Origin of the sequence: Streptomyces sp. AK010, from assembly GCF_014207295.1 — a bacterium.
Taxonomy (GTDB): Bacteria; Actinomycetota; Actinomycetes; order Streptomycetales; family Streptomycetaceae; genus Streptomyces; species Streptomyces massasporeus.
In genome coordinates this window covers 87,027-111,276 of sequence record NZ_JACHCX010000018.1, presented here as the reverse complement: position 1 = coordinate 111,276, position 24,250 = coordinate 87,027, and the positions used below count along the sequence as shown (strand labels likewise).

20 protein-coding genes and 2 pseudogenes are annotated in these 24,250 nt (G+C 72.3%); 14 read left to right on the top strand and 8 right to left on the bottom strand.

The genetic code is table 11. The annotated features are described in order from the left end of the window. Positions 1 to 107 precede the first annotated feature (107 nt). The 8 genes and pseudogenes from HDC93_RS29260 (at position 108) to HDC93_RS29225 (ending at position 6,945) form a co-directional block, all read left to right on the top strand. Positions 108 to 908, top strand: a complete 801-nt coding sequence (locus HDC93_RS29260; RefSeq protein ID WP_185013850.1) for a crotonase/enoyl-CoA hydratase family protein — start codon at positions 108 to 110, stop codon at positions 906 to 908. Positions 909 to 1,059: 151 nt separating this feature from the next. After that, on the top strand, positions 1,060 to 2,001 hold the full coding sequence (locus HDC93_RS29255) for a Zn-ribbon domain-containing OB-fold protein (RefSeq protein WP_185013849.1): 942 nt from the start codon (positions 1,060 to 1,062) through the stop codon (positions 1,999 to 2,001). Beyond that, on the top strand, positions 1,998 to 3,062 hold the full coding sequence (locus HDC93_RS29250; RefSeq protein WP_185013848.1) for a thiolase domain-containing protein: 1,065 nt from the start codon (positions 1,998 to 2,000) through the stop codon (positions 3,060 to 3,062). Before HDC93_RS29255 ends, HDC93_RS29250 begins: the two co-directional genes overlap by 4 nt. Next, on the top strand, positions 3,059 to 4,225 hold the full coding sequence (locus tag HDC93_RS29245) for a thiolase domain-containing protein (protein ID WP_185013847.1): 1,167 nt from the start codon (positions 3,059 to 3,061) through the stop codon (positions 4,223 to 4,225). Before HDC93_RS29250 ends, HDC93_RS29245 begins: the two co-directional genes overlap by 4 nt. An 82-nt stretch (positions 4,226 to 4,307) precedes the next feature. Next, complete coding sequence (locus HDC93_RS29240) at positions 4,308 to 4,550, top strand: DUF397 domain-containing protein (RefSeq protein ID WP_185013846.1); 243 nt, start codon at positions 4,308 to 4,310, stop codon at positions 4,548 to 4,550. A 163-nt stretch (positions 4,551 to 4,713) separates the two neighbouring features. Next, entirely contained in the window at positions 4,714 to 5,616 is a 903-nt protein-coding gene (locus HDC93_RS29235) for a universal stress protein (RefSeq protein ID WP_185013845.1), read from the top strand. Between the two features lie 40 nt (positions 5,617 to 5,656). Then, positions 5,657 to 6,325 (top strand): annotated as a pseudogene (locus HDC93_RS29230) (CGNR zinc finger domain-containing protein); the annotation flags it as partial. Positions 6,326 to 6,447: 122 nt separating this feature from the next. After that, positions 6,448 to 6,945 (top strand): hypothetical protein, encoded by a 498-nt coding sequence (locus HDC93_RS29225; RefSeq protein ID WP_142166004.1) that lies wholly within the window; start codon positions 6,448 to 6,450, stop codon positions 6,943 to 6,945. 70 nt (positions 6,946 to 7,015) lie between these two features. On the opposite strand, the gene HDC93_RS29220 is transcribed toward HDC93_RS29225, so the two are convergent. Next, positions 7,016 to 8,155, bottom strand: coding sequence for an aminoglycoside phosphotransferase family protein (locus tag HDC93_RS29220; RefSeq protein WP_185013844.1), 1,140 nt, complete (start codon positions 8,153 to 8,155; stop codon positions 7,016 to 7,018). Between the two features lie 233 nt (positions 8,156 to 8,388). Between HDC93_RS29220 and HDC93_RS29215 the strand changes: the two genes are divergently transcribed. Further along, a complete protein-coding gene (locus HDC93_RS29215) occupies positions 8,389 to 9,882 on the top strand; it encodes a hypothetical protein (protein WP_185013843.1) in 1,494 nt (497 codons plus the stop codon). A gap of 5 nt (positions 9,883 to 9,887) precedes the next feature. Here the strand turns inward: HDC93_RS29215 and HDC93_RS29210 are convergent, their stop codons facing one another. The 3 genes from HDC93_RS29210 to HDC93_RS29200 all read right to left on the bottom strand — a co-directional run bounded on the left by HDC93_RS29210 (position 9,888) and on the right by HDC93_RS29200 (position 14,342). Continuing rightward, entirely contained in the window at positions 9,888 to 11,294 is a 1,407-nt protein-coding gene (locus HDC93_RS29210; RefSeq protein ID WP_185013842.1) for a PP2C family protein-serine/threonine phosphatase, read from the bottom strand. A 331-nt stretch (positions 11,295 to 11,625) separates the two neighbouring features. Continuing rightward, a complete protein-coding gene (locus HDC93_RS29205) occupies positions 11,626 to 12,720 on the bottom strand; it encodes a chemotaxis protein (protein WP_185013841.1) in 1,095 nt (364 codons plus the stop codon). 50 nt (positions 12,721 to 12,770) lie between these two features. After that, positions 12,771 to 14,342 (bottom strand): alpha/beta hydrolase, encoded by a 1,572-nt coding sequence (locus HDC93_RS29200; RefSeq protein WP_185013840.1) that lies wholly within the window; start codon positions 14,340 to 14,342, stop codon positions 12,771 to 12,773. Positions 14,343 to 14,597: 255 nt separating this feature from the next. On the opposite strand from HDC93_RS29200, the gene HDC93_RS29195 reads away from it, so the two are divergent. Then, positions 14,598 to 15,275 (top strand): chaplin, encoded by a 678-nt coding sequence (locus HDC93_RS29195; RefSeq protein WP_185013839.1) that lies wholly within the window; start codon positions 14,598 to 14,600, stop codon positions 15,273 to 15,275. A gap of 10 nt (positions 15,276 to 15,285) precedes the next feature. On the opposite strand, the gene HDC93_RS29190 is transcribed toward HDC93_RS29195, so the two are convergent. From HDC93_RS29190 to HDC93_RS29180, 3 genes and pseudogenes are all read right to left on the bottom strand, one after another. Further along, positions 15,286 to 16,020 carry a class I SAM-dependent methyltransferase gene (locus tag HDC93_RS29190; protein WP_185013838.1) on the bottom strand — a complete coding sequence of 245 codons (735 nt, stop codon included), beginning with the start codon at positions 16,018 to 16,020 and terminating at the stop codon, positions 15,286 to 15,288. Between the two features lie 6 nt (positions 16,021 to 16,026). Then, positions 16,027 to 20,304 carry an aminotransferase class I/II-fold pyridoxal phosphate-dependent enzyme gene (locus HDC93_RS29185; protein ID WP_185013893.1) on the bottom strand — a complete coding sequence of 1,426 codons (4,278 nt, stop codon included), beginning with the start codon at positions 20,302 to 20,304 and terminating at the stop codon, positions 16,027 to 16,029. A 170-nt stretch (positions 20,305 to 20,474) separates the two neighbouring features. Next, positions 20,475 to 20,960, bottom strand: a pseudogene (locus HDC93_RS29180) (nucleoside deaminase). A gap of 147 nt (positions 20,961 to 21,107) precedes the next feature. Here HDC93_RS29180 and HDC93_RS29175 point away from each other — a divergent pair. Both HDC93_RS29175 and HDC93_RS29170 read left to right on the top strand, forming a co-directional pair. After that, complete coding sequence (locus HDC93_RS29175; protein ID WP_185013837.1) at positions 21,108 to 21,890, top strand: GNAT family N-acetyltransferase; 783 nt, start codon at positions 21,108 to 21,110, stop codon at positions 21,888 to 21,890. Positions 21,891 to 21,957: 67 nt separating this feature from the next. Continuing rightward, on the top strand, positions 21,958 to 22,884 hold the full coding sequence (locus HDC93_RS29170; RefSeq protein WP_185013836.1) for an NAD(P)-dependent oxidoreductase: 927 nt from the start codon (positions 21,958 to 21,960) through the stop codon (positions 22,882 to 22,884). Between the two features lie 153 nt (positions 22,885 to 23,037). Here HDC93_RS29170 and HDC93_RS29165 read toward each other — a convergent pair whose 3' ends face one another. After that, complete coding sequence (locus HDC93_RS29165; RefSeq protein WP_185013835.1) at positions 23,038 to 23,478, bottom strand: SPW repeat protein; 441 nt, start codon at positions 23,476 to 23,478, stop codon at positions 23,038 to 23,040. 230 nt (positions 23,479 to 23,708) lie between these two features. Here HDC93_RS29165 and HDC93_RS29160 point away from each other — a divergent pair, with 230 nt between their 5' ends. Beyond that, positions 23,709 to 23,885 carry a hypothetical protein gene (locus tag HDC93_RS29160; RefSeq protein WP_179878739.1) on the top strand — a complete coding sequence of 59 codons (177 nt, stop codon included), beginning with the start codon at positions 23,709 to 23,711 and terminating at the stop codon, positions 23,883 to 23,885. A gap of 215 nt (positions 23,886 to 24,100) precedes the next feature. Then, positions 24,101 to 24,184, top strand: coding sequence for a putative leader peptide (locus tag HDC93_RS39800; protein ID WP_350710819.1), 84 nt, complete (start codon positions 24,101 to 24,103; stop codon positions 24,182 to 24,184). Positions 24,185 to 24,250: the final 66 nt, after the last annotated feature.

The following is a 24,250-nucleotide window of genomic DNA, read 5'->3' as shown; positions in this document are numbered from 1 at the left end:
AACTGTGAAGGGCCCGCGCGAAAGAATCTGACTGTCTGTCAGAAAACCCTTGAAGTGCCATCCGCCCTACTGCAACCTGTTCTCGTTCCATGAGAGGGGAGTTCACCATGGGTGGGACGGAACACCTCACCGTGCAGCGCGAAGGCGCCACACTGGTGCTCACGCTCAACCGGCCGGAAGCCAGGAACGCGCTCTCACTGCCGATGCTCGTCGGCCTCTACGACGGATGGCTGGAGGCCGACGCGGACGACTCCGTCCGCTCGGTCGTCTTCACCGGCGCGGGCGGCTCGTTCTGCTCCGGCATGGACCTCAAGGCCCTCGCCGGGAACGGCATGGCCGGAGAGGAGTACCGCGACCGGCTCAAGGCCGACCCCGACCTGCACTGGAAGGCGATGCTGCGCCATCACCGCCCGCGCAAGCCGGTGATCGCCGCCGTCGAGGGGTACTGCGTCGCGGGCGGCACCGAGATGCTCCAGGGCACCGACATCCGCGTCGCGGCGGAGTCCGCGATCTTCGGCCTCTTCGAGGTGAAGCGCGGCCTGTTCCCCATCGGCGGCTCCACCGTCCGCCTGCAACGGCAGATCCCGCGCACCCACGCCCTGGAGATGCTCCTCACCGGCCGCCCCTACAGCGCCCGCGAGGCCGCCGCCATCGGCCTGGTCGGCCACGTCGTCCCCGACGGCACCGCACTGGACAAAGCGCTGGAGATCGCCGAGCGGATCAACGCCTGCGGTCCACTGGCCGTGGAAGCCGTCAAGGCCTCGGTCCACGAGACCGCCGAGATGACCGAACAGGACGGCCTCGCCGCCGAACTCATCCGCGGCCAACCGGTCTTCGACACCGCCGACGCCAAGGAGGGAGCCCGCGCCTTCGCGGAGAAGCGACCTCCCGTCTACAAGCGCGCGTAGGCGTCGCGCGACCGCCGGTCCGCAAGCGTGCGTGGCGCTGCGCCGGAGGTGCCCGGTTCCGGGCTGCGGGTCGTCGGTGGCCGAGCGCGCAGTTCCCCGCGCCCCTGAGGGGCGTCCCGTGCACGCCGATCACGAAGGAGGCAGGCCCTCGATGTCCGCAGTTCTCAAGGCGCCGCTTGTCGTGGAATTTCCCTTCACCCGCTCCCTCGGGCCCGTTCAGAGCGCGTTCCTGACCGGCCTGCGCGAACGTGTCGTCCTCGGCGTCCGCACCGGCGACGGCCGCACCCTCGTCCCGCCCGTCGAGTACGACCCCGTCACCGCCGAGGAACTCCACGACCTGGTCGAAGTCGCCCCGACCGGCACGGTCACCACCTGGGCGTGGAACCCCGCCCCCCGCCGCGGCCAGCCCCTCACCACCCCCTTCGCCTGGGTCCTGGTCCGCCTCGACGGCGCCGACACCGCCCTCCTGCACGCCCTCGACGCCCCCGGCCCCGCCGCCGTGCACACCGGCATGCCGGTCCGCGTCCGCTGGGCCGGCGAACGCACCGGCGCCATCACCGACATCGCCTGCTTCGAGCCCTACGACGGCCGCCGGGCCGAACCGGCAGGCCACACCGGAGAGTTCGAGGACCCCGTCACCGGCATCGTCGCCCCCGCCCGCCTCGACTACACCTACTCGCCCGGCCGTGCCCAGACCGCCTACATCAACGCCCTCTCCGGCCGGCGCACCATGGGCGAGCGCTGCCCCTCCTGCCGCAAGGTGTACGTCCCGCCGAGGGGCGCCTGCCCCACCTGCGGGGTGGCGACATGCGAACAGGTCGAGGTCGGCCCGCGCGGCACCGTGACCACGTTCTGCATCGTCAACATCAAGGCGAAGAACCTCGACATCGAGGTGCCCTACGTCTACGCCCACATCGCCCTCGACGGCGCCGGCCTGGCGCTGCACGGCCGGATCGGCGGCATCCCCTACGACGAGGTCCGCATGGGCCTGCGCGTCGAGCCCGTATGGACCGACGGCGCCCGCTACCCCGACCACTACCGGCCCACCGGCGAACCCGACGCGGACTACGACACCTACAAGGAGCTGCTGTGACAAGCGCACCGCGGGACCGCGAGATCGCCGTCGTCGCCTTCGCCCAGACCGTCCACCGGCGCACCAGCGACGAACTCTCCGAGGTGGAGATGCTGATGCCGGTGCTGCACGAGGTCCTCGACCGGACCGGCCTGAAGACCGCCGACATCGACTTCACCTGCTCCGGCTCCAGCGACTACCTCGCCGGCCGCGCCTTCTCCTTCACCCTCGCCCTCGACGGCGTCGGCGCCTGGCCCCCGATCTCCGAGTCGCACGTCGAGATGGACGGCGCCTGGGCCCTGTACGAGGCCTGGACGAAACTCCTCACCGGCGACGCCGACACCGCTCTGGTCTACGCGTACGGCAAGTCCTCGCCCGGCTCCGTCCGCGACGTCCTGACCCGCCAGCTCGACCCCTACTACGTGGCGCCCCTCTGGCCCGACTCCGTGGCACTCGCCGCCCTCCAGGCACAGGCCCTCATCGACGCCGGCGACACCGACGAACCCGCCCTCGCCGCCGTCGCCTCCCGCAACCGCGCGGCGGCGACCACCAACCCCCACGCACAACTGCGCGGCCCCGTGCCGCAGGGCGACCACCTCGTACAGCCCCTGCGCACCGGCGACTGCCCGCCCATCGGAGACGGCGCCGCCGCCGTCATCCTCGCGGCGGGGGACCGGGCCCGTGAACTGTGCGCACGCCCCGCCTGGATCCGCGGCATCGACCACCGCATCGAGGCCCACGGCCTCGGCGTGCGCGACCTGACCGACTCGCCGTCCACCCGCCTGGCCGCCGAACGGGCCGGAGCCTTCGAACGGCCCGTCGACACCGCCGAACTGCACGCACCCTTCACCGCGCAGGAGATCGTCCTGCGCAAGGCCCTCCGGCTGGGCGAGGACGTGGACGTGAACCCGTCCGGCGGGGCCCTCGCCGCCAACCCGATCATGGCCACCGGCCTGATCCGCATCGGCGAGGCCGCCGCCCGCATCCACCGCGGCGCGTCCGACCGCGCCCTCGCCCACGCCACCTCCGGCCCCTGCCTCCAGCAGAACCTGGTCGCCGTACTCGAAGGGGAACCCCGATGAGCAAGGAGCCCGTGGCCGTCGTCGGCATCGGCCAGACCAGGCACGTCGCCGCACGCCGGGACGTCTCCCTCGCCGGACTGGTCCGGGAAGCGGCCCGGCGGGCGCTCCGGGACGCCGAGCTGACCTGGGCCGACATCGACGCCGTCGTGATCGGCAAGGCCCCCGACTTCTTCGAGGGCGTCATGATGCCGGAGCTCTACCTCGCCGACGCCCTCGGCGCCGTCGGCAAACCCATGCTCCGCGTGCACACCGCCGGCTCGGTCGGCGGCTCCACCGCACTCGTCGCGGCGAACCTCGTCGCGGCCCGCGTCCACACCACGGTTCTCACCCTCGCCTTCGAAAAGCAGTCCGAGTCCAACGCCATGTGGGGCCTGTCCCTGCCGATCCCCTTCCAGCAGCCGCTGCTCGCCGGGGCCGGCGGATTCTTCGCACCGCACATCCGTGCCTACCTGCGCCGCAGCGGAGCGCCCGGGACGATCGGCGCCCTCGTCGCCTACAAGGACCGCCGCAACGCTCTCAAGAACCCCTACGCCCACCTGCACGAACACGACATCACCCTCGACAGGGTCATGGCCTCGCCCATGCTGTGGGACCCGATCCGCTACTCGGAGACCTGCCCCTCCTCCGACGGCGCCTGCGCCATGATCCTCACCGACCGCGCCGGAGCCGCCCGGGCTCCGCGCCCGCCCGCCTGGATGCTCGGCGGCGCGATGCGCAGCGAACCGACCCTCTTCGCCGGCAAGGACTTCGTCTCCCCGCGGGCCGGGCAGGACTGCGCCGCCGACGTCTACCGGCAGGCCGGGATCACCGACCCCCGCCGCGAGATCGACGGCGCCGAGATCTACGTGCCGTTCTCCTGGTACGAGCCCATGTGGCTGGAGAACCTCGGCTTCGCCGACGAGGGCGAGGGCTGGAAACTCACCGAGGCCGGCGTGACCGAACTGGACGGGGACCTGCCCGTGAACATGTCGGGCGGCGTGCTGTCCACCAACCCCATCGGCGCCTCCGGCATGATCCGCTTCGCGGAAGCCGCCCTCCAGGTGCGCGGGCAGGCCGGAGAACACCAGGTGGACGGGGCTCGCAGGGTCCTCGGACACGCCTACGGCGGCGGATCGCAGTTCTTCTCCATGTGGCTGGTGGGCGACCGGCCCCCGGACTCCTGAAAGGTCCGCCTCACGTGCCCTGTTGGCTGTGGGACACGATCGCTAGGCTGGCCGCGGACGACGAACCGGGAGGAGCACGGACGTGGCCGAGACCACCACCCAGCAGCGCCCGCTCACGGGCTGGGACAAGCCGGAGCTGGACCTCACCAACGCACAGTGGCAGTCCAGCAGCCGAGGGCGGGGGGATGTCCAGATCGCCTTCGTGGAAGGCTTCATCGCCATGCGGAACAGTGCCCGCCCCCAGAGCCCTTCGCTGATCTTCACGCCCGCCGAGTGGGGCGCGTTCGTGTCGGGAGCGCGGGAAGGAGAGTTCGACCTCACCTGAGGGCGGCGACGACCCGTTCCGGACGGCCGGGATCCGACGGCCGATCCGGGGGTGTTCCGCCCGCATCTCCGGACACGCGACCTGAGGCATCTTCCCGGAGCCACCGCCTGAGTCAGGCTGGCCCCCGGGAGGGGACGGTCGAATCCCGGAGGTGAGGACCCCCATGAGCACCCTGCCTGTCGTCGCGGCGGTCGACGGTTCGGACGACAGCCTGCGCGCCCTGGAGTGGGCCGTCGACGCCGCTCGCCGGCGCACGGCACCCCTGCGCGTGGCGCACGTACGCCAGTACGCCCACTGGGTACAGCCCGAGGTGCTCGCCGCCGGGTCCGCGGACCCGCAGGACGACTCCGTGCTCGACCAGGTCCGCGCCCATCTGGAGGGCCGCCCCGACCAGCCGGACACCGAGTACGTGGGCCTGGTGGGCGCGGCCGGTGCGGTCCTGCCCGAGCTGGGCTCCGGCGCCCAGTTGCTGGTGCTCGGCTCCCGGGGCCGTGGCGGCTTCGCCAGCCTGGTGCTCGGCTCGAACAGCATGGCCGCCGCCCGCGACGCCGAGTGCCCGGTCGTCGTGGTGCCCCGGCCCGGACGCGAGGTCCACGGCGAGGCACCGGGCGGCCCCGGCTCACGCGTGGTCGTCGGCCTGAAGGTGGACGGCCCCGACGAGGCCACGCTCGAGTTCGCCTTCGCCGAGGCCACCCGGCGTGGCGCCCGGCTCCAGGCGGTCGCCGCCTACCCGTGGCCCGCGCAGCCCTGGATGATGCCCGGGGAGATGCCTCCGGTGATCGTCGACCAGGACGTCATCGAGGACGAGACCCGCGTCCTCGCCGACGGCTTCCTCGCCCCGTACCGCGAGCGGCACCCGGACGTCCCGGTCGAGCTGGTCCCGGCGGCGGGTGACGCGGCCGGTCATCTCGTCGCGGCCTCCCGGGACGCCGATCTCGTCGTGGTGGGCCGGCACCGGCGGCGTCTGCTCTCACCCGTCCGCATGATGGGCTCGGTCACCCACGCCGTACTGCTGCACGCCGCCGGCCCCGTCGCCGTGATCCCGCCGTCGCCCGCGGAGGACTGACCCGGCCGTGATGGATACGGTCGGGCCTATCATCAGCCGCATGCGGGAACCGATCAGCAGGGACGTCCGGCTCGCCCTGGACCTGGCCCTCACCATCCGCCACGACGGCAACGGTGGCGTCACCGACGACCTGACCGACCCGGCAGGCCTGACCGAGTGGGTCAGGGCACACGCCGACCTCCTGCCGGGCACCGCGACCGACCGGGCCGACGATCACCGCCAGGACACCGCCGCCGGCACCGCACCGCGGTCGGCCGACGGCGCCGGTGACGGATCCACCGCCGACGCCGCGCATCTCGCCGCCGTCCGCGCGCTGCGGGCCGCCGTCCGCGCGCTCTTCGCCCGGGCCGTCCGTCCCGGCGAACCGAGCTCCGCGGACGCGGCCCGGCTCATGCCCTTTGAGGAAGCGGTGCGGCACCTGAACGGGGCGGCGGCCCGCACCCCGATCGTGCCGGTCCTGGACTGGCCCGACGGTGCCACCCCGCTCGTCCACCACAAACCCGTCCGCACCGCCGACGACCTGACCGCGGCCCTCGCCCACGCCGTGATCGCGTTCCTGGCCGGTCCCGACCGTGACCGGCTGCGGGCCTGCCACGCGCCGCGCTGCGTGCGGTACTTCCTCAAGGAGCACCCGCGCCAGGAGTGGTGCAAGCCCTCCTGCGGCAACCGCGCCCGGGTGGCCCGCCACCACCAGCGGCACAAGGCGACGGCGCAGTCCCGGCCGGTACCGTCCGGGTGGCCGACACCACCCCGGCACCAGACGGCAACCCGGCCCGCCCGGTCCGCCGCCCGCCCCGCGCTTCGCAGGCCGGGCCACGTACCATGGGCGACATGTCGTTCCTCCGCCGCCGCAGCGCCACTCCCGCCGGGCCCGACTTCGACGTACTGGCCATGGACCCGGGCGACTGGCCCGGCAACCTCGGTGCGGGACTGCTGCCCGCGCCCGACGGCACCTGCCAGGGCGTCTTCCTGCGCTACGACCTGTTCGGCGGCCGAGGCCCTGCGATGATCATCGGCAATCTGCCGGAGGGCTCCCCGGCCCGCGAGGTCGAAGAGGGCCAGGTCCCCTTCGAGGTGGCCCAGCTGCTGCTGGCGCTGGAGAACGACGAGGAGGTCACCGTCGTCAGCACCGAGGACGTACCGGTGATGCAAGGGGACAACCTTCTGATCGTGCGCCGCGTCAAGCTCTCCGAGAGCCGGATCTCCTGCGTCCAGTTCGACCGCAGCGACAACGTCCTGGTGACCATCGCCGCCTGGGACCGTCCCATCACGGACGACCTCTACGCCCTCCTCAAACCGCTCCCGGCGGAACTCTTCCAGCAGGGCTGAGCCGGAACCGATCACACACGGAAGGGCCGCTGGACACCAGGTCAGGTGTCCAGCGGCCCTTCCGTCCCCGTCAGCGAGTGCCGACCGCCGCGCGCACGGCGCGCCGGGCCAACTGGCAGTCGTCGTGCAGCCGCCGCAGCAGCAGCCTCTGCTCCTCGCCGGTCGGCGCAGCACCCGGGTGGACCGTGCCCGGTGCCGCCGGGGTCGCGTCGTGCATCGAACGCTGCACGGCCGTCTCGTAGGTACGGATCTCACGGGTCAGCACCAGCATCAGGTTCACCAGGAAGGCATCCCTGGACGCCGGCCCCGCCGACTGCGCGATCTGGCTGATCTGACGACGGGCGACCGGTGCGTCCCCGAGCACCGACCACAGCGTCGCCAGGTCGTAACCCGGCAGGTACCAGCCCGCATGCTCCCAATCCACCAGCACTGGACCGGCCGGTGACAGGAGCATGTTCGACAACAGCGCGTCGCCGTGGCAGAACTGGCCCATGCCCTGCCGCCCGGCCGCCTGTGCGATGCCGTGCAGCAGTTTCTGCAGGTCGCCCAGGTCCCGGTCGGTGAGCAGGCCCAGCTCGTGGTACCGGGAGATGCGGGCCGCGTAGTCGAGCGGGGCGTCGAACGTGCCCGCCGGCGGCCGCCAGGCGTTGAGCCGGCAGATCGCGCCGAGCGCCGCTCTGATGTCCGCCCGGGGCGGCGCCTCGGCCGGGTGCCGCTGGAGCGCCGCCACGCGGCCGGGCATCCGCTCGATCACCAGGGTGCAGTTGTCCGGGTCCGCCGCGATCAGTCTCGGAGCCCGCACGGGTGGGCGGTGCCGGACGAACGAGCGGTATGCCGCTATCTCGTGGCGGATCCGCTCGGACCAGGCGGGGGAGCGGTCCAGTAAACACTTGGCGACAGCCGTGCTGCGACCGGTCGTGCCGACCAGGAGCACGGACCGTCCGTTGCGGCGCAGGACCTGCACCGGGGCGAACTCCGGGCAGATGCGGTGCACGGACGCGATCGCCGTGCGCAGCTGCGCGCCCTGGGGGCCGGACAAGTCGAGTCTTCCGCTGAGCGGTTGGGTGCCGAGGACCGCGCCGCGCCGAGCCCTGCCCGCACCGAGCACGGGGGCCGCCGGCCGCGCGGGGGCGAGGTAGGGGCCGCTGTCCGTGGGACGAGGGTGCAGCGACCGGGGCGGTGCGGACACGGAGGACGATGCTGCGTACATGGGCGAAACAGATCCCTTCGTGTGCCTGCGACGACAGCGCACCACCCGGCCCGGGCGCCCGGGGGAAACCCTGGGGAGTGTCCCCGGCGACCGGGTCGGGGTGGCGCTTTCCTACCTGACACCGTCTGTCCCGTGGCACACCATCTGGCGCACCCTGGCGAACCCTGGCGAATAGTCGCCCGGCAAGTCTCCCCGGGCTACTGTCAACTCAGCCGAGAACCTGGGGGCTTGACGTGAGCGGACAACCCAACACCCGGCTCGCGGACCTGTTCGGCCTGGCCGGCTGGTCCAAGGGCGAACTCGCGAGGCTGGTCAACCGGCAGGCGGCGGCCATGGGCCATCCCCAGCTGTCGACCGACACCTCCCGGGTGCGGCGGTGGATCGACACGGGAGAGATCCCGCGCGATCCGGTGCCGCGGGTGCTGGCGGCTCTGTTCACCGAGCGTCTCGGCCGTGTCGTGACCATCGAGGACCTCGGTCTGGTCCGGCACGGGCGTGCGGGGAAACGGCAGGGCGGCGGGAGCGCCGATGCTCCCGACGGTGTGCCGTGGGCGCCCGAGCGGACTGCTGCGGTCCTCACCGAATTCACGGGAATGGACCTCATGCTCAACCGACGCGGCTTGGTGGGCGCGGGCGCCGCGCTCGCCGCGGGATCCGCACTCAGCAACGCCATGTACGACTGGCTGCACTCCGACCCTTCCCTGGCTGCCGACGCCCCCGACCTCGACCACCCCCTGCACGCCGACCCCGCTGGGTTCGACCGTTACGAGGCCGCCCCCATCGGGTCGCAGGAGATCGAGGAACTGGAGCGCTCGGTCGAGGTGTTCCGTGCCTGGGACGCGGCCCGCGGCGGCGGGCTCCAGCGCAAGGCCGTGGTGGGCCAGCTCAACGAGGTGGGCGGCATGCTCGCCTACCGTCACCCACCCCATCTCCAGCGCCGCCTGTGGGGCGTCGCCGCCAACCTCGCCGTCCTCGCGGGCTGGATGTCGCACGACGTCGGCCTGGAGCCCACGGCCCAGAAGTACTTCGTCATCGCAGCGCACGCGGCCAGAGAGGGCGGGGACCGGCCCCGCGCGGGCGAGGCACTGTCCCGCGCGGCCCGTCAGATGGTGCACCTGGGCCGGCCGGACGACGCCCTGGACCTGATGAAGCTGGCCACCTCCGGCTCCGGTGACGAGGTGCTGCCCCGTACCCGGGCGATGCTCTACACCATCGAGGCCTGGGCCCAGGCATCCATGGGCAAGGGCCAGGCGATGCGCCGCACGCTCGGGCGGGCGGAGGACCTGTTCGTCTCCGACAAGGCCGACGTGCCGCCGCCGGACTGGATGCAGACCTTCAAGGAGGAGGACCTCTACGGCATGCAGGCCCTGGCGTACCGCACGCTCGCCGAGTTCGAGCCGGGCGCGGCCGCCCATGCCCAGCACTACGCGGAAAAGGCGCTCGCCCTGCGGGTCGACGGCCGGCAGCGGTCGAAGATCTTCGACTACCTGTCGATGGCGTCGGCCTGCTTCATCGCCGACGACCCCGAACAGGCGGACCGGTACGCGCGACTGGCTCTGGTGTCGATGGGATCCAACTCCTCCCACCGCACCTGGGACCGGCTCCGCCAGATGTACCGGCTCACCGCGGAGTACTCCGGCTACCCGAAGATCCAGGAGCTGAGGGAGGAGATCAAGCTCGCCCTGCCGAAGACGAAGGGCAGGGGCGGCAGCCGCGCACAGGCCTGAGATTCCTAAGACATGACCCTGGCGGCGAGCACACAGGCGTTGTCCTCGCGCTCGCTCGCGCCGAACTCCTCGACCACGGTCCGTACGCAGTCCTCCGCGGTGCGGTTCCCGGCCAGGCGTGGCGCCAGGCCGAGGAGGAGGTTCGCGGCCGCCGACCCGGTGTGCCCGGGTACCAGCCCGTCGGTGTGCAGGAGCAGCAGGTCGCCCACCTGGAGTGTCTCTTCGGCCTGCCCGTAGACGGCGCCCGAGGTGGCGCCGAGCAGGACGCCGTCCGGGGCGTTCAGCGAGCGCCCCGTCCCGTCGCGGAACAGCAGCGGGGCGGGGTGTCCGGCCTGCGCCCACACCAGGGCGCGGGTGGCGGGCCGGTAGCGGCAGCAGACGGCGCTGCCCAGGGCGGGTTGCACGGTGGCGTCGAGTAACTGGTTCAGCCAGGCCATCAAGGGCCCCGGCTGGGCACCGGCCATGGCCATGCCGCGTACGGCACCGAGCAGCATGGTCATGTTCGACGTGACGCCGACCCCCTGGCCGGTGAGATCACCGACGCTGAGGAGCGTTTCGCCGTCGGCCAGTTCGAGCGCGTCGTACCAGTCGCCGCCGATCATCGTGTGTGCGGAGGCCGGCAGGTGCCGGGACGCGAGGTCGAGGGTCCTGGGGCCTCGGTGCGGGAGTCGCAGGGAGCCGCGCCACGGGGGCAGCACGGCCTCCTGCAGCTCGACCGCGAGCCGGTGCTCGCTGCGCGCGGCCTCCTGCCGGTGGTGCAGCGAGTCACGGGTCTCGCTCACCACCCGCTGGCTGCGGCGCAGTTCGCTGACGTCGCGCAGCACGGCCCACATCGAGGCGGTGCTGCCGTCGGTGTCGAGCACCGGTTCGCCCATCATGTGCACGGTCCGTACGTCGCCGCCCCGACGGGCGATGCGGAACTCGCCGTCGATGGGGCGGGCGTCTACGAGGCAGTCGGTGACCATGGCCGTCAACGTCGGCCGGTCCTCGTCCACCACCAGCGACGGCAGTTCGTCGAGGGTGAGCGGGGGAGCGGCCGGGTCGCGGCCCAGGATCTGGTAGAGCTCCCCGGACCAACTGGCCTCGTCCGTCAGCAGGTTCCACTCGGCGCTGCCGACCCGGCTGAGCAGGGAGCCCTGTGAGGGGGCGGGAGGTTCCGGGGCCGCCGTGGGCAGGGGGCCGTCCCGCAGCTGGGCCAGGTGCTCGTCGAGGTCGCTGAGCTGGTGCAGCGCGAGGTCGTACAGGGCGCGCTGCCAGCGTTCGCGCGGGTGGTCCGATTCTTCTCCCGCGGCGTCGCGGCGCACCGCGTCCACGTCGCCCTTGAGCCGCCGAGTCTGCGATATGAGCGCGTCGACCGAGCCCCGTCCTGGCGGCTGGGCGGCTGGACGGTCCGCGGAGAGGTGGGACGGCATGACGCACTCCGATGCGGGGACGGTACGACCAAGGCGGAGGGAGGGACCGCTACGACTGTTGCACAGCCCGCGACGCCCTGTAAGGGATTCGGCGACACACGATACGGTGGTGCTTCTGGCATATGCCACAGTCTCGCGGAGTTACTCCGAGGTAGCCGCGGAGCGCGCCACCCGGAGATCCAAGTCGTAGATTACACAGGGCATTTGACGATTCGTCGGGGCGATGGCGCCGGGCCGATCCGGGTGTTCGACGTCCCTGCGTTCGAGCCCCGTTGCGCAGGCGGCTCCAGGGCCGTCGTGTGCCGGCCGGGGGTACCGGCCGGAGCTCCGGTCAGTACCGCAGCACCCCGGCCATGCCGGCCGCCTCCCCGAGGGTGCCGTCCGGTACGAAGCGGACGTCGGCGCCGGTCTCCAGGCACTGCTCGACGATCTCGTCCACGATGTCCTCGCGGGAGTCGAGGTCGCCGCTCTCGGCGAGGATCAGATGGTCCCCGGCGTCGCGGACCGTCACGCGGTAGTTCTCCTCGACGGCCAGCAGCCGGACGCGGCCGTCCCGGGCGCTCTGCCACAGCTCGTCGACACCGGCGGCGAACTCCCGTCGCCCGCGGGCCGTTTCGAGGGCGTGGGTCACGGCGTCCGTGCTTCTGCGGGCCTCCGCCTCGACGACCGGGCGCACGGCCTGCCACACGACCTCGGGGGTCCCGTGCGCGAGTCCGCCGTGCGGGATGTGCACGGCGCTGCGGGCGGTGCCGCCGACCTCGTCCAGCAGGGACAGGGCGGCCGGTTCACCGGTGACGTACAGCTTTCTGGGGTGGTCGCGCAGTACGGCGTTCATCGCGGTGTCTGCCTCGCGGAGGAACTGGCGGGTGCGTTCCTCACGGAACGCGCTCGGGGTGTCGCCGATCCGCTGTTGCCGCTCGGGGTCGAAGTTCTCCACGCGCCGGGTCAGCGGGAAGCCGCCGATGCGGGCCTCGGTGACCCGGTCGACGCCGCCGTTCCACAGGGTGGCGCGGTCCGCGGCGAGGGACAGGACCCAGATGGGGCGCCCGGCCGTCTGTGCGGACACCAGGTTGCGGGTGAGGAAGGTGTCCGAGAGCACCACGCGTTCGGGTACGGGCCTGGCCAGTGACCACACCTGGTGCTCGCCGGGGGCGGCGAAGATCGCCAGGCCGTCCTCGGTGTGGGCCAGGTCGACCTCGGACAGGGCCCGGTCGAGGTGTCCGGCGACCTCGGCGCGTCGCTCGCGGGTGACGGCCGGATCGGCCTCCAGCTGCCTCTTGGCCTCGGCCACCACGTGGCGCAGCCGGACCTGGTCCTGGGCGTTGTGGGGATCGCGCCGGTGTGTCGGCGTCAGCACGGAGACCGCGGGGTAGGGGCGCGGGCGCCGCAGCTCGGCAAGGGTCGCGGGACTCAGAACGCTCTCCATGACAGAACGATAGAGCGAATTCGCCATGAGGGCATTTGGGGCAATCGATCTCACTCGTCGTCGCGGTCGGAGCCGCAGGAACTGCCGTCCGGCGGAAGCGTTCCGTACAACAGGAACGCGTCGACCTTGCTGTGCACGCACTTGGACGAGCCGTAGCCGGTGTGGCCCTCGCCCCGGTTGTCGAGCACCACGGCCGACGAGCCGAGCCGCTTGGCGGTCTCCACCGTCCAGCGGTACGGCGTGGCCGGGTCGCCCCGGGTGCCGACGAGCAGCATCCTCGGCGAGTCGACGTCCTTGACGTCGTGGCGGATGTAGTCGGTGCCCTTGGGGCGGCCGTAGCACATCAGCACCTGGGTGAGCCGGTAGCGGCCGAAGACCGGTGACGCCTGCTCGTAGCGGGCGCGCAGCCGGCCGAGGTCCTCGGTGACCTGCGCGGCGGCGGGGCGGTCGGGATCGTCCGCACAGTTGACCGCCATCAGCGCCGCGGGCAGGTTGTCGAGGGGTACGTCGGCCGGGTCGGTGAGTCCGGCGTGCGGGCCGCGCCGCGACGGGAGGGTGAAGCCCCCGGACAGGAACGTCTCCAGGCCGCGCGTGTCACCGTCCTCGAGCAGCTGGCCGATGGCCCGCTGCAGCGAGGGCCACAGCTCCCTGCTGTAGAGGCCCTGCCCGAGGGCGCCCGCGAAGTCCTGGCCGGTGAACGCCTCGCCGAAGTCGGTCGGCAGCGGGTCCCTGTCGAGCGACTCCACCACCTCGACGACGTGTTCCCGGGCTTCCCGCGGATTCCGCCCGAAGGGGCAGGCGATGTCCTCGGTGCACCAGGTCAGGAAGCTCTCCAGGGCGGTTTGCTGCCCCCGGGCGCTCACCACGCCCTGGTCGGCCAGCGGCTCGGTCAGCGTGTCGACGCCGTCCAGCACCATCCTGCCGACGTTCTCGGGGTACTGGGCCGCGTACACCGCGCCGAGCCGGCTCCCGTAGGAGAAGCCGAGGTAGTTGAGCTTGTCGTCGCCGAGCGCGTCCCGCATGACATCCAGGTCGCGGGCGGCGTTGACCGTGCCGATGTGGGGCAGGACCGGGCCCGAGTGCTCGGTGCACTCGGTGGCCGCCGCCCGCAGCTCTTCGAGCACGGCCTGGGGGTCGGTCACGTCGGCGTTGCCGTCCGTCGCGTCCAGGGCGCCCTCCGAGGCGTTTCCGCAGCTGACGGGCGAGGAGCGGCCGACGCCGCGGGGGTCGAAGGAGACGACGTCGTAGCCGTTCGTCAGGCCCATGAAGTCCTTGCCGCCCATGGCGAGTTGGGCCACCCCCTGGCCGCCGGGGCCGCCGAAGTTCAGCAGGAGCGAGCCCCGGGACTTGCCGGTGGCCCGGTAGCGGGCGACGGCGATGTCGAGGGTCCCCTTGCCCGGCTTGGCGTAGTCGAGCGGGACGGTGACCTTCCCGCACTGGAGGTCCTTGGGCATGTCCATGCCCGAGCATCTCGACCAGGTGACCTTCTGCTCGTAGAAGCGGGTGAGGCCGGGCGGCGGGTCGTCGGCGGCCGGCAGTGCCGTGCCCAGCAGGGCCAGCCCGGCCGTGCCGGTGACCGCGCAGCGCCGTATCGAGGGGCGCGTGGACAGCTTGGCCAGCATCGGTGCCTCCAGGGACGCGGGGCGCCCCGCAGCGGACCGGGATCGGCGCCCTCGCTCACCATAAGCGGGCCCCGGAAGCCGCGCCTCCGGGCGGGCGGGGTCCTGGGGCCCGCATACGAAGGGCTTTACCGCTAGTTCGACAACCGGGCCGCTCGATGGGGTGAAAGACGGATAAGCCATAACTCGCACCGGATCCCCCGCGTTCTATCCGGTGCGGGTGAGTGCCCGCGACGATGTCTGGAAGGCAGGGGTCCCATGAGACGGGTTACCCGAAACGGAGTGATCGCCGTCGCCGCCGCCTCGGGCGCGATGGCCGTGACCGTCCCCGCGTACGCCCATTCCGGTGCGGACGGCGCGACGGCCGGTTCGCCCGGGGCGGTCTCCGGCAACACCGTCCAGCTGCCGGTGCACGCTCCGCTGAACGTGTGCGGCAACACCGTGAACGTGGTGGGGCTTCTGAACCCCGCCGCCGGCAACCGCTGTGCGAACCAGGACGACGGACGGGGCGGACGGCCGGGCCGGTCCGGCGGCGCGGTCGCCGAGAGCGGCGGAACGGATTCACCGGGCGTGATCTCCGGCAACGGCGTGCAGCTGCCGGTCGACCTCCCGGCCAACGTCACGGGCAACTCGGTGAACGTGGTCGGCATCGGCAACGCGTCCACCGGCAACGCCTCCTCGAACACGCCCGGCGGCCAGCGCCCCGTGCGCCCCCAGCACCCGCCGAAGCCGGTCCCGAAGCCGGTCCCGAAGCCGACCCCGCCGCCCCGGCCGAACCCGGCCCCCGAACCCGCCCCGCGCACCGTCCCGCACGCCAGGGGTGCCTTGGCGCACACGGGCACGGACCACACCCTCCAGGTCATCGCGGCGAGCGCGGCGCTGGTGGCCGGGGGAGTGGTGCTGCGCCGGAGGTTCCGTCCGGGGTCGGACGGCTGACCCGCACGGACTACACCGCCTCCGCCACCCCTGTGAGCAGCACCATCCCCGAGTCCCCGTAGTCCGGCAGCGTCGGGTCCATGTCGATGTGGGTGACGTCCAGGTCCCGGGTCAGGGGCGTGAAGACCTCCGTGACGGTCGCCGGGCTCACCGGACAGCCCGGCCAGCGGGAGACGGGTCCGATGCGGTACGTCGGCATGTTCTCCATGAACGCGGCGACCAGGTAGCCGCCCGGCCGGGCGGTGCGGACGAAGGTGCGGCAGAGGTCGGCGAACTCGGCGAAGTCCTCCGTCACGCTCTCGGCGACGAAGTGCATGGAGGCCAGTTCGTACGTGCCCGGCGGCAGCGCCCGGACGTCGGCGTGCACGATGTGCACCGGGGCCAGCGCACCGGCCAGCGTCGCGGGCACTCCGGGGTTGAGCCGCCGGCACAGCTCGTGGAAGGGCAGCCAGCTCGCGTCCAGCCGGTGACAGATCTGGTCCTCGAGGTAGGAGACGTTGCCCGCTCCGGCCTCCACGGCGTCGATCCTGCGGCACGCGGCGGACGCGAGCATCAGCGGGTACAGGTTGGGGCCCGCGCCGAACTCCACCGAGCGGGCGATCCCGCCGGGTGGCAAGCCCCGGTAGAACGCGGAGTGGTGCGCGATGACCGCCGCGTCCGAGGGGTGCACCTCGCGGTAGTTCTCCGCGAGGTAGTCGGCGACCGGCCAGCGGTCCCAGTCCACGTCGTCGTTGTGCGTCGTCATGGCCGGCTAGCCCATCAGCCGCAGCGGGAAACGCTCGGACAACCGGTCGAGGGTCCCGTTCAGGTGGTCGATGTCCTCGTCGGAGTTGAGGGTGGTGAGCTGGACGCGGAACCCCACCCGGTCACGCGGGACCAGGGGGTAGGAGGCCAGCGTCACGTAGACGCCCTCCTGCCACAGGAACGCGGCGACCGCGTCCAGGTCGGCCGGGTTCGCCAGCGGCACCTCCACGATCGGCAGCCGGTCCGAGTTGAGGGTGCTCACCCCCATGCCCTCCAGGTGGTCGAGCACCCGGACCGTCTTGCGGTACAGGTCGGCCCGGATCACGTCACCCCGGCGCTCGTTGACGTCCAGGCCGGCGAGCGCGGTCGCCAGGGACGCCGTCGGTGACGGCCCCGAGTAGAGGTAGGGCGCCGCCGCGGTCTTCAGCCGGTTCTTCAGCTCCGACGGCAGCGCGAGGAACGCCAGCAAGGACGAGTACGCCTTGGAGAAGCCGCCGACCAGCACGATCCCGTCGTACGACTCTCCGGTGTGCCGCACCACGCAGTTGCCGCGCATGCCGTACGGGCACGTCTCGGCCGGGTGGCGCTCCCCGATCACCCCGAAGCCGTGCGCGTCGTCCACGTACAGCGTCGCGCCCTCGGAGCGGCACACCGCCGCCAGGGAGGGCAGGTCGGGGATGTTGCCGCTCATGCTGTTGACGCCGTCCAGGCACACCAGCCGCGGTGTCCCCGGCGGCACGCCGGCCAGCTGTGTGCGCAGCTCGTCGAGCCGTTCGGCGTGGAAGCGGTGCAGGGTCGCGCCCTGGGCCCGGGCGACCACACAGCCGTCGTACACCGTGCGGTGCGCGGTCGCCTCCACGAAGACATGGCCGTCCTCGACGATGGCCGGGATCACCGAGGAGTGGACCAGCGTCAGTGTCGGCAGCAGCAGCGTGTCCGGCGCGCCCAGCAGTGCGGCGAGCCGCTCCTCGATGTCGGGGTACAGGCGCGGGCTGCCCAGCAGCCGCGACCAGCTGGGGTGCGTGCCCCACTGGCGCACAGCCGGATCGACCGCATCCATGATCTCCGGGTCCCAGTCGAAGCCCAGGTAGTTGCACGACGCGAAGTCGATCAGCCAGTGGTCGCCGCTGCGGATGTGCCGGCCGCGGACCTCGTCCAGGACGGCGTCGCTCATCGGGCTGGTGCGCCGCAGATGCTCCAGGTCCGCCCAGCGCGCCTCCCGGCGTCCCCGGGCGGCCTCGATCCGGGGCCGCGGGGTGCGGGCCGGCGCGAACGGACGGACGGTCGGCTCCCGCAGCACCTGCGCACTCTGCTCCACCGTCATCGGCTGGGCGAAGAGGTACCCCTGCCCGAACCGGCACCCCATCCCGACCAGCAGATCCCGCTGCGCGGTGTCCTCGATCCCCTCCGCGATGACCTGCAGGCCCAGCGTGTCCGCGATCCGCACGATGCCCTCGACCAGGGCGACCTGCTGGGCGTCACGCGCGATGTTGTCGATGAACGACTTGTCGATCTTCAGCACGTCGATGGGGAAGTCCTGCAGGTAGCGCAGCGAGGAGAAGCCGGTGCCGAAGTCGTCGACCGCGATGTGCACCCCGAGTTCCTTCAGCGTGGTCAGCACCGTCTGGAGCCGGTCGTCGCGCTGCAGCAGCACCGTCTCCGTCAGCTCCAGTTGCAGCGATCCCGGTTCGAGGCCCGGTGTGCTCAGTGCCTCACCGACCTGCTCGATGAACCCGGCGTCGCGGAACTGACGGGCGGAGACGTTCACACTGACGTACGGCGGCCGGGCGGGGCCCGGCAGCCGTTGCAGTCCCACGATGTCGTTGACCGCGTTCTCCATCACCCACGAGCCCAGCGCGGCGATGTGCCCGGTCTCCTCGGCGAGGCTGATGAACTGGTGCGGGGCGACGGCAGGCCGGCGCTCGTCCGGCCAGCGCACCAGCGCCTCGAACCCGACGACCTCGCCCCCGGTGATGTCCACGACCGGCTGGTAGCGCAGCCCGAACGCCTTGTCGGCGACCGCCTGGGCGAGCTGGGTCTGCAGATCGTGCCGTTCGACCATGCGGCTGCGCAGCAGGGGCTTGAAGCGGCGCCACTGCCTCTTGCCCGCCGCCTTCGCCGCGTACAGCGCCAGATCGGCATGGCCCAGCAGCTGCTCCGCGTCCGTGCTGTCACGTGCCGTGGCCACGCCCACGCTGGCCGACACCGTCACCGACTCGTCGGCCAGATCGAACGGCCGTCCCAGCGTCTGGATGACCTGCGCCGCCAGCAGTTCGGCGTCCAGGGGCTGCTTGGCGTCCTCCATCAGTACGGCGAACTCGTCGCCGCCGAGCCGGGAGGCGGTGTCGGTACGCCGCAGCGCCCGGGACAGCCGGTTGGCGACGGCGACCAGCAGATGATCGCCCGCCCGGTGCCCCATGGTGTCGTTGACCAGCTTGAAGTCGTCGAGGTCGATGAAGAGCAGACAGGTCAGGGTCGACTCGCGGCGGCCGCGCAGCAGGGCGCGCTCGATCCGCTCCAGCAACAGCGTCCGGTTGGGCAGCCCGGTCAGGGAGTCGTGGAAGGCCCGCTGTGTCAGCTCCTGCTCCAGCCGCCGCTGCTCGGTCACGTCCCGCAGCGTCACCACCAGCCCGGACACGGTCCGCTCGTCCCGGAAGTCGCTGAACCGGACCTCCACCTCGACGCGCCCCTCCTGGCGCCGGACCCACCAGTGATCGTGCCCGCCCCGCGCGCCTAGCTCCCGTACGGCCGTCAGCTGCCGAGCGGCCCGCTGCCGGTCACTCGGATCCACCAGGTCCGGCAGCGACACGCCGAGGAGCTCGTCGGTGCCGAACACCGTCCGCGCGGACGGGCTGGCGTACCGGACGGTGTCGTCGTCCTCCAGGATCAGGATGACGTCGGCGGCGTTGCGGACGAGTGTGCGGAAGTACGCCTCGTTCTCCTGCCGGACCACCTCCTGGCGCAGTGCGACGCGTTCCATGGCCAGGCCCGCGTGGGAGGCCAGGATCTCCAGGGAGCCCCAGGTCTCGTTGAGCTGCCGTTCGGGGGCGGCGACCAGCAGGATGCCCGGCACGTCGCCGGCCGGCCGGTCCGGCTGGGTCATAGGACACGCCAGGACCGAGGGCAGGCCGTCCAGCCCGGCGGCGATTGCGGGGTCGAGGGCGGCCCGGCTCACCAGCCGGGTGCCGCTGGCGCCCAGATCGGCCGCCTGCTCCGTCGGCAGCAGCATGGTTTGGTGCGGGATGTCCGGGCCCATCAGCCGGTCGACCGCCTGGCGGCAGGACTGGTGGACCTCCTCCTGCCGGAAGGCGGAGACCAGCGACGCGGCCGCTTCCCGCAGGGCCAGTTCGCGCGTGACCGCGTGGCGGTGTGCCACGACCATCCCCGCCAGCCGCAGGATCACCAGGAGGAACAGCACGCCCGAGAAGACCGCGATCACGGCGGCGTCCCGGGTGTGACCGCTCAGCCCCTCCCAGAGCAGGATCCCCGGCGCGATGAGGGTGGCCACGGTGAGCATGACCAGCCGGCGCGGCGGCGGTAGCAGGGACTCCCGCTGGGGCACGGAGGCCGTCAGCTCGACCATGGACGGATGCAGCGCCGCCAGGCCCCAGGCGGTGTAGAAGGCGACCCAGCCGAGATCCAGGAAGCTGCCGGTCTCCCACACGTCGTACAACTGCAGGATCCCGTAGGCGATGTCGGTGACCAGCAGGGTGACCGTGCCGGCGACCAGCAGGCGTACGGCGCGATTGGACCCGTCGAGCGGGCTGGGGGTGAGCAGCCGGACCAGCAGGGCCAGTACGAGGATGTCGCCGAGGGGGTAGGCGATGCTGATGGCCCTCTGCTGCCAGGTCATGCCCTGCACCACGGTCAGCGGTTGCACCAGGTAGACCCACACGGGCAGCGCGAGGCCGGCGGTGACGATCAGCGCGTCGAGCAGGCTCGGCAGGTCGCGGTCGGCCCACCGGTGGCGCACCAGCCCTGACAGGCCGATCGCGATGAGCGGGTACATGGCCAGGTAGCAGGCGTCGGCCGGGGAGGGGAACGGGTTGGAGGCTCCGAGGTACTGCTCCAGCACGAAGTAGTACGTGTCGCCCGCGATGAAGACGAGCAAGCCCGCCGCCAGGACCCACCACGGCCACTGGTGGGCGGGCCGGTACAGGCGGGTGCCGATCAGGATCGCGGCGACTCCGGCCAGCCCCATCACGGCCCACATCACGGGAACCATCACCGGGACGGTCATGTACACGGCGGTGACGACCGCGACCAGGGTGATGTAGACGGCCATGAGCCGATGTGCCGGCAGCGAGGGCATGTGCCTCCCCCCGTCGGGGGGGACCGGGGCGTACGCCTGGTCTTACACCTGGTCCGATTGGAATCGATCGTAGGTTCGTCCGAGCGGCCCTGCATCTCGGGCGTGTGCCCGTCAGCGCGGAACCACCCCTCCCGACAGGCGTCTCAGCCGCGACCGCGGTGGAACCTGACGTACAACCTGCTGATCTGCTCGGTCAGTTCGGGCACCGGACCGTCCACGATCACCCCGGGTGCGACCTCATGTACGGGGAGTGTCCGCGCCGGCGGGGCGGGGACCCCCAACTCGGACAGCCACGAGCCGAGTTGCTCGGACGAGGCGACGTAGACGAGGCGGCCGAGGCCGACCCAGGCGTGCGCGGCCGCACACATCGGGCAGTGCTCGCCGCAGGTGTGGACCGTGGCGGCCGCCCGCTCCCCGGGCGTGAGGTGCGCCGCGGATCAGCGCGCCAGCTCGAACTCGGGGTGCCGGGTGCGGTCGCCCGAGGTCACGCGGTTGTGGTTCTCTGCGAGGACGGTGCCGTCCCCGCCCACCAGGACCGACCCGAACGGCTCGTCCCCGGACTCCAGGGCCTCGGCGGCGAGTTCCACGCAGCGGCGCAGATGCGGCAGTTCCGTGTCCTTCACGACCAGGGGGCCGGCCTTTCCCGTGACGACATGATCACCAGGAGCCTATGGTGCCGAGACACCCGGGCAAAGGAACGGGGCTGCGGGCCGGGGGAGGGCCGCCGGGCCGGAAAACCCCTTGCCGTACGGGCGGGCGGCTGCTGAGGTCTGCCCATGGATCATGCCGAGCTGCTCGCCCTGTTCGACCGCGACCTGCGCGAGGGAGCGCGGCCGGACGGTCCCGACGCCCGTGTCGAGCGGACCGGCGGCGTCGTCCGCCAGGTCACCCCGGCGCCGGGTTGGAACGGCGTGCTGTGGTCCGCCCTGGACGAGGCCGGAGCGGACGCGGCGATCGCCGGGCAGATCGGCCACTACACCGGGCGCGGCCTCGACTTCGAGTGGAAGCTGTACGGGCACGACCGGCCGGTGGACCTCGGGCGGCGGCTGCGCGCGGCCGGGTTCAGCCCCGGGCCCGAGGAGACGCTGATGATCGGCGAGGCCGCCGGTCTGGCAGGAGACGCCGCACCGCCCGAGGGCGTGCGCGTCGTGCAGGTCACCGACCCGGCGGGCGTCGATCTCGTGGCCGACGTGCACGAGAAGGCGTTCGGCGCCGACAGCTCCTGGCTGCGCCACCAGCTCCTCGCCCGGCTCTCCGACCCGGACAGCGTGGTCGCCGTCGTGGCGATGGCCGGCGACGAGCCGGTGAGCGCGGCGCGCATGGAGCTCGTGCCGGGCACGCCCTTCGCCGGTCTGTGGGGAGGCGGCACCGTCCCCGGCTGGCGCGGTCGCGGCATCTACCGCACCCTGGTGGCCCACCGAGCTCACGCCGCGGCGACCCGCGGCTACCGCTACCTCCAGGTCGACGCCTCCAGCCAGAGCCGGCCGGTCCTGGAACGGCTCGGCTTCCTGACGCTGACGACCACGACGCCGTACGAGTACGCGGCCCGGCCGAGCTGAGGACGCGGAGCTCACCTCTGTGCGGTGGTGATGTCACATCCGCGCCCACCCGATCCGTCGCATCGTCATGACGACGAACCACGAGAGCCAGAGCATCCTCCTCGCCGGCGCGAGCGGCGTCCTCGGCAGGCACATCGTCCATGCCCTGACCGACGCGGGCCACAAGGTCACCGGCCTCGGCCGGAGCGGGGGGAACGGGATCCGAGCCGACCTCATGGACCGCGATGCGCTGCTGCGCGCGGTCGACGGTCACCGCTTCGACACCGTGATCCACGCCGCGACCGCCCTGCGCAAGCCACCCATGCGCGACAGCGACATGTACGCCACCGACGCGCTGCGCATCGAGGGCACCGCCCACCTGGTGGAGGCCGCCCGCGCCTGCGGTGCCCGCCGCTTCGTCGTGGAGTCGATGGTCTTCGGATACGGCTACGGCGACCACGGCGACCGCCCGCTCACCGAGGACGCCCCCTTCGGGCCGCCCGGCCGCACACCACGGCTGGAACGGCACCTCGCGGGGATGCGGACCAAGGAGCGGCTCGCGTTCGGCGCGGAGGGGCTGGAGGGCATCGCGCTCCGCTTCGGCTGCTTCTACGGCCCCGGCGGCACCGACGCCTTGTTGCCCCTGCTGCGCAAGCGGCAACTCCCCGTGCCCGGCGACCGGGACCGCGTGCTGCCGTGGGTGGAGCTCACCGACGCCGCCCGCGCGGTGGTCGCCGCCGTGGAGCGCGGCCGGCCGGGGCAGGCCTACAACATCGCGGACGACACCCCGATGGGGTTCCGCTCCCACGTCGAGGCCGTGGCCCGGACCTTCGGGCTGCCCAAGCCGATGACCGTGCCGCTGTGGCTGATGACGCCCATGTCGTACGCGCACACCGTGATGGCGTCCCGGCTCCGCGTGTCCACCGCCATGGCGGAGAGCGAACTCGGCTGGCGACCGCTTCACGCGTCGAGCGGCGAGGGGCTCGCCGCGATGCGGTCGGCGAGCCGCATGTGAGCCCCGCGCGGCCGGCGGCCCGTCACGGGGCCCGCGGTCGCGTCGTGTGTGGGCGAGCAGGCGCGGCGGACGTGTCAGGGGCCGATCGGCGTGCCCGACCTGAACGGGCCGGTCCGGGACGCGGACCGGCCTTCGGCTCCCATCCGGCGGGCGCTACGGCCTGGGCGAGGCCTTCGCCGCCGTTCCGGCGCACACCAGCCCGAGGACCACGGCCAGTGCACCGATGATGATGTTGTTCCACACGACACCGGCGTCCGGGTTTTCGCCGACGACCCACGGTGAGATGATCATCCACACCCCGAGCGCGCACATGGCCCAGCTCAGGCCGTACATACGCTCCGGAGCGCGAGTGAACCCGAGCGCCAGCAGGCCGATCGCGATGCCCATGATCAGGTTGTGGGTCACGAGGGCCGGCTGGCTGGTCGTGTAGTGGACGATCCACGGGGAGGCGGCGCAGTACAGACCGAGCAGGAACACCGGTCCGTCCACGAGCGCCACATCGCGGCCGCCGAGCACGCGGGCGTACCGGTCCCGCATCTCGGAGGCATCCGGGTGGCTGGTGATATCCCCTCTGGTGGGCGAGACGTTGGCCATGATTCGTCTCCTTCATGGTGCAGGGCGACCGCGTCTGGTGGGGTATGCGGTAAACGCCGCGTAAGCATCATTCTGCGCTTATCTTCCCTTTATGTGTAGAGGTCTGCGGAGGTTACCGGGATCTACCCGGCAGTACATGTCCGGGCAGATCGGGGGCATCCGCAGGTGTACGACAGCGACCGATCGGCGTCGCCCCGGCGGGCGGCGCGGGACAGGGGAGGGCAGCGGACGTGACTGCGGCCATCAGTGCGAAGGTGTTGGAGCGGTTCCCGGCGGGGTCTCCGCGCGGATCGTGGCCCGCGGAGGAGTACGCGGCACGCCGCCGAGCCGAGGGTGAACCCGCCACCGTCGTGATGGACCTGGAGTCGGACGCCTTCCTCGTGGTCGTTCCGGCGGACGGCGACTGAGGCGGCGCCCGCCCGCACCGCACAGAGATCCGCGCCCTCGGACCGTGCCCGCCCTCGGACCGTGCCAGCCCTCGGGCCGTGCCGAACCGAGCCGGCCGAACCGGGGGCGCACGCAAGCCATTCCGGGCCGCCTTTCGTGAAATGGCCGGTCCGGGATACGAGATGAGCCGCGGATTCCTTGACGGCCCTCGACATCCACTGTCACGATCCATGGCATGACCATGCGACTGGACCTCACGCGGCGACGCCACGTCGACCTCGCACGCGTCTCCAGCGCTTCCTGTCGCGCCGCAGCCTGAGTCCTTCGGCTCGCCGCTTCCTCACACCGCCGTTTCCGCCGTCCGTCGGCCATTGCCGTGCCGACG

What these genes read in the sequence shown, in the direction of transcription:
- HDC93_RS29210 (WP_185013842.1), bottom strand. Translation starts at nt 11,294, where the DNA reads ATGCCGTCCCACCTCTCCGCGGACCGTCCAGCCGCCCAGCCGCCAGGA.
- HDC93_RS29205 (WP_185013841.1), bottom strand. Translation starts at nt 12,720, where the DNA reads ATGGAGAGCGTTCTGAGTCCCGCGACCCTTGCCGAGCTGCGGCGCCCG.
- HDC93_RS29245 (WP_185013847.1), top strand. Translation starts at nt 3,059, where the DNA reads ATGAGCAAGGAGCCCGTGGCCGTCGTCGGCATCGGCCAGACCAGGCAC.
- HDC93_RS29200 (WP_185013840.1), bottom strand. Translation starts at nt 14,342, where the DNA reads ATGCTGGCCAAGCTGTCCACGCGCCCCTCGATACGGCGCTGCGCGGTC.
- HDC93_RS29190 (WP_185013838.1), bottom strand. Translation starts at nt 16,020, where the DNA reads ATGACGACGCACAACGACGACGTGGACTGGGACCGCTGGCCGGTCGCC.
- HDC93_RS29235 (WP_185013845.1), top strand. Translation starts at nt 4,714, where the DNA reads ATGAGCACCCTGCCTGTCGTCGCGGCGGTCGACGGTTCGGACGACAGC.
- HDC93_RS29255 (WP_185013849.1), top strand. Translation starts at nt 1,060, where the DNA reads ATGTCCGCAGTTCTCAAGGCGCCGCTTGTCGTGGAATTTCCCTTCACC.
- HDC93_RS29260 (WP_185013850.1), top strand. Translation starts at nt 108, where the DNA reads ATGGGTGGGACGGAACACCTCACCGTGCAGCGCGAAGGCGCCACACTG.
- HDC93_RS29220 (WP_185013844.1), bottom strand. Translation starts at nt 8,155, where the DNA reads ATGTACGCAGCATCGTCCTCCGTGTCCGCACCGCCCCGGTCGCTGCAC.
- HDC93_RS29195 (WP_185013839.1), top strand. Translation starts at nt 14,598, where the DNA reads ATGAGACGGGTTACCCGAAACGGAGTGATCGCCGTCGCCGCCGCCTCG.
- HDC93_RS29185 (WP_185013893.1), bottom strand. Translation starts at nt 20,304, where the DNA reads ATGGCCGTCTACATCACCCTGGTCGCGGTCGTCACCGCCGTGTACATG.
- HDC93_RS29225 (WP_142166004.1), top strand. Translation starts at nt 6,448, where the DNA reads ATGTCGTTCCTCCGCCGCCGCAGCGCCACTCCCGCCGGGCCCGACTTC.
- HDC93_RS29165 (WP_185013835.1), bottom strand. Translation starts at nt 23,478, where the DNA reads ATGGCCAACGTCTCGCCCACCAGAGGGGATATCACCAGCCACCCGGAT.
- HDC93_RS39800 (WP_350710819.1), top strand. Translation starts at nt 24,101, where the DNA reads ATGACCATGCGACTGGACCTCACGCGGCGACGCCACGTCGACCTCGCA.
- HDC93_RS29170 (WP_185013836.1), top strand. Translation starts at nt 21,958, where the DNA reads ATGACGACGAACCACGAGAGCCAGAGCATCCTCCTCGCCGGCGCGAGC.
- HDC93_RS29175 (WP_185013837.1), top strand. Translation starts at nt 21,108, where the DNA reads ATGGATCATGCCGAGCTGCTCGCCCTGTTCGACCGCGACCTGCGCGAG.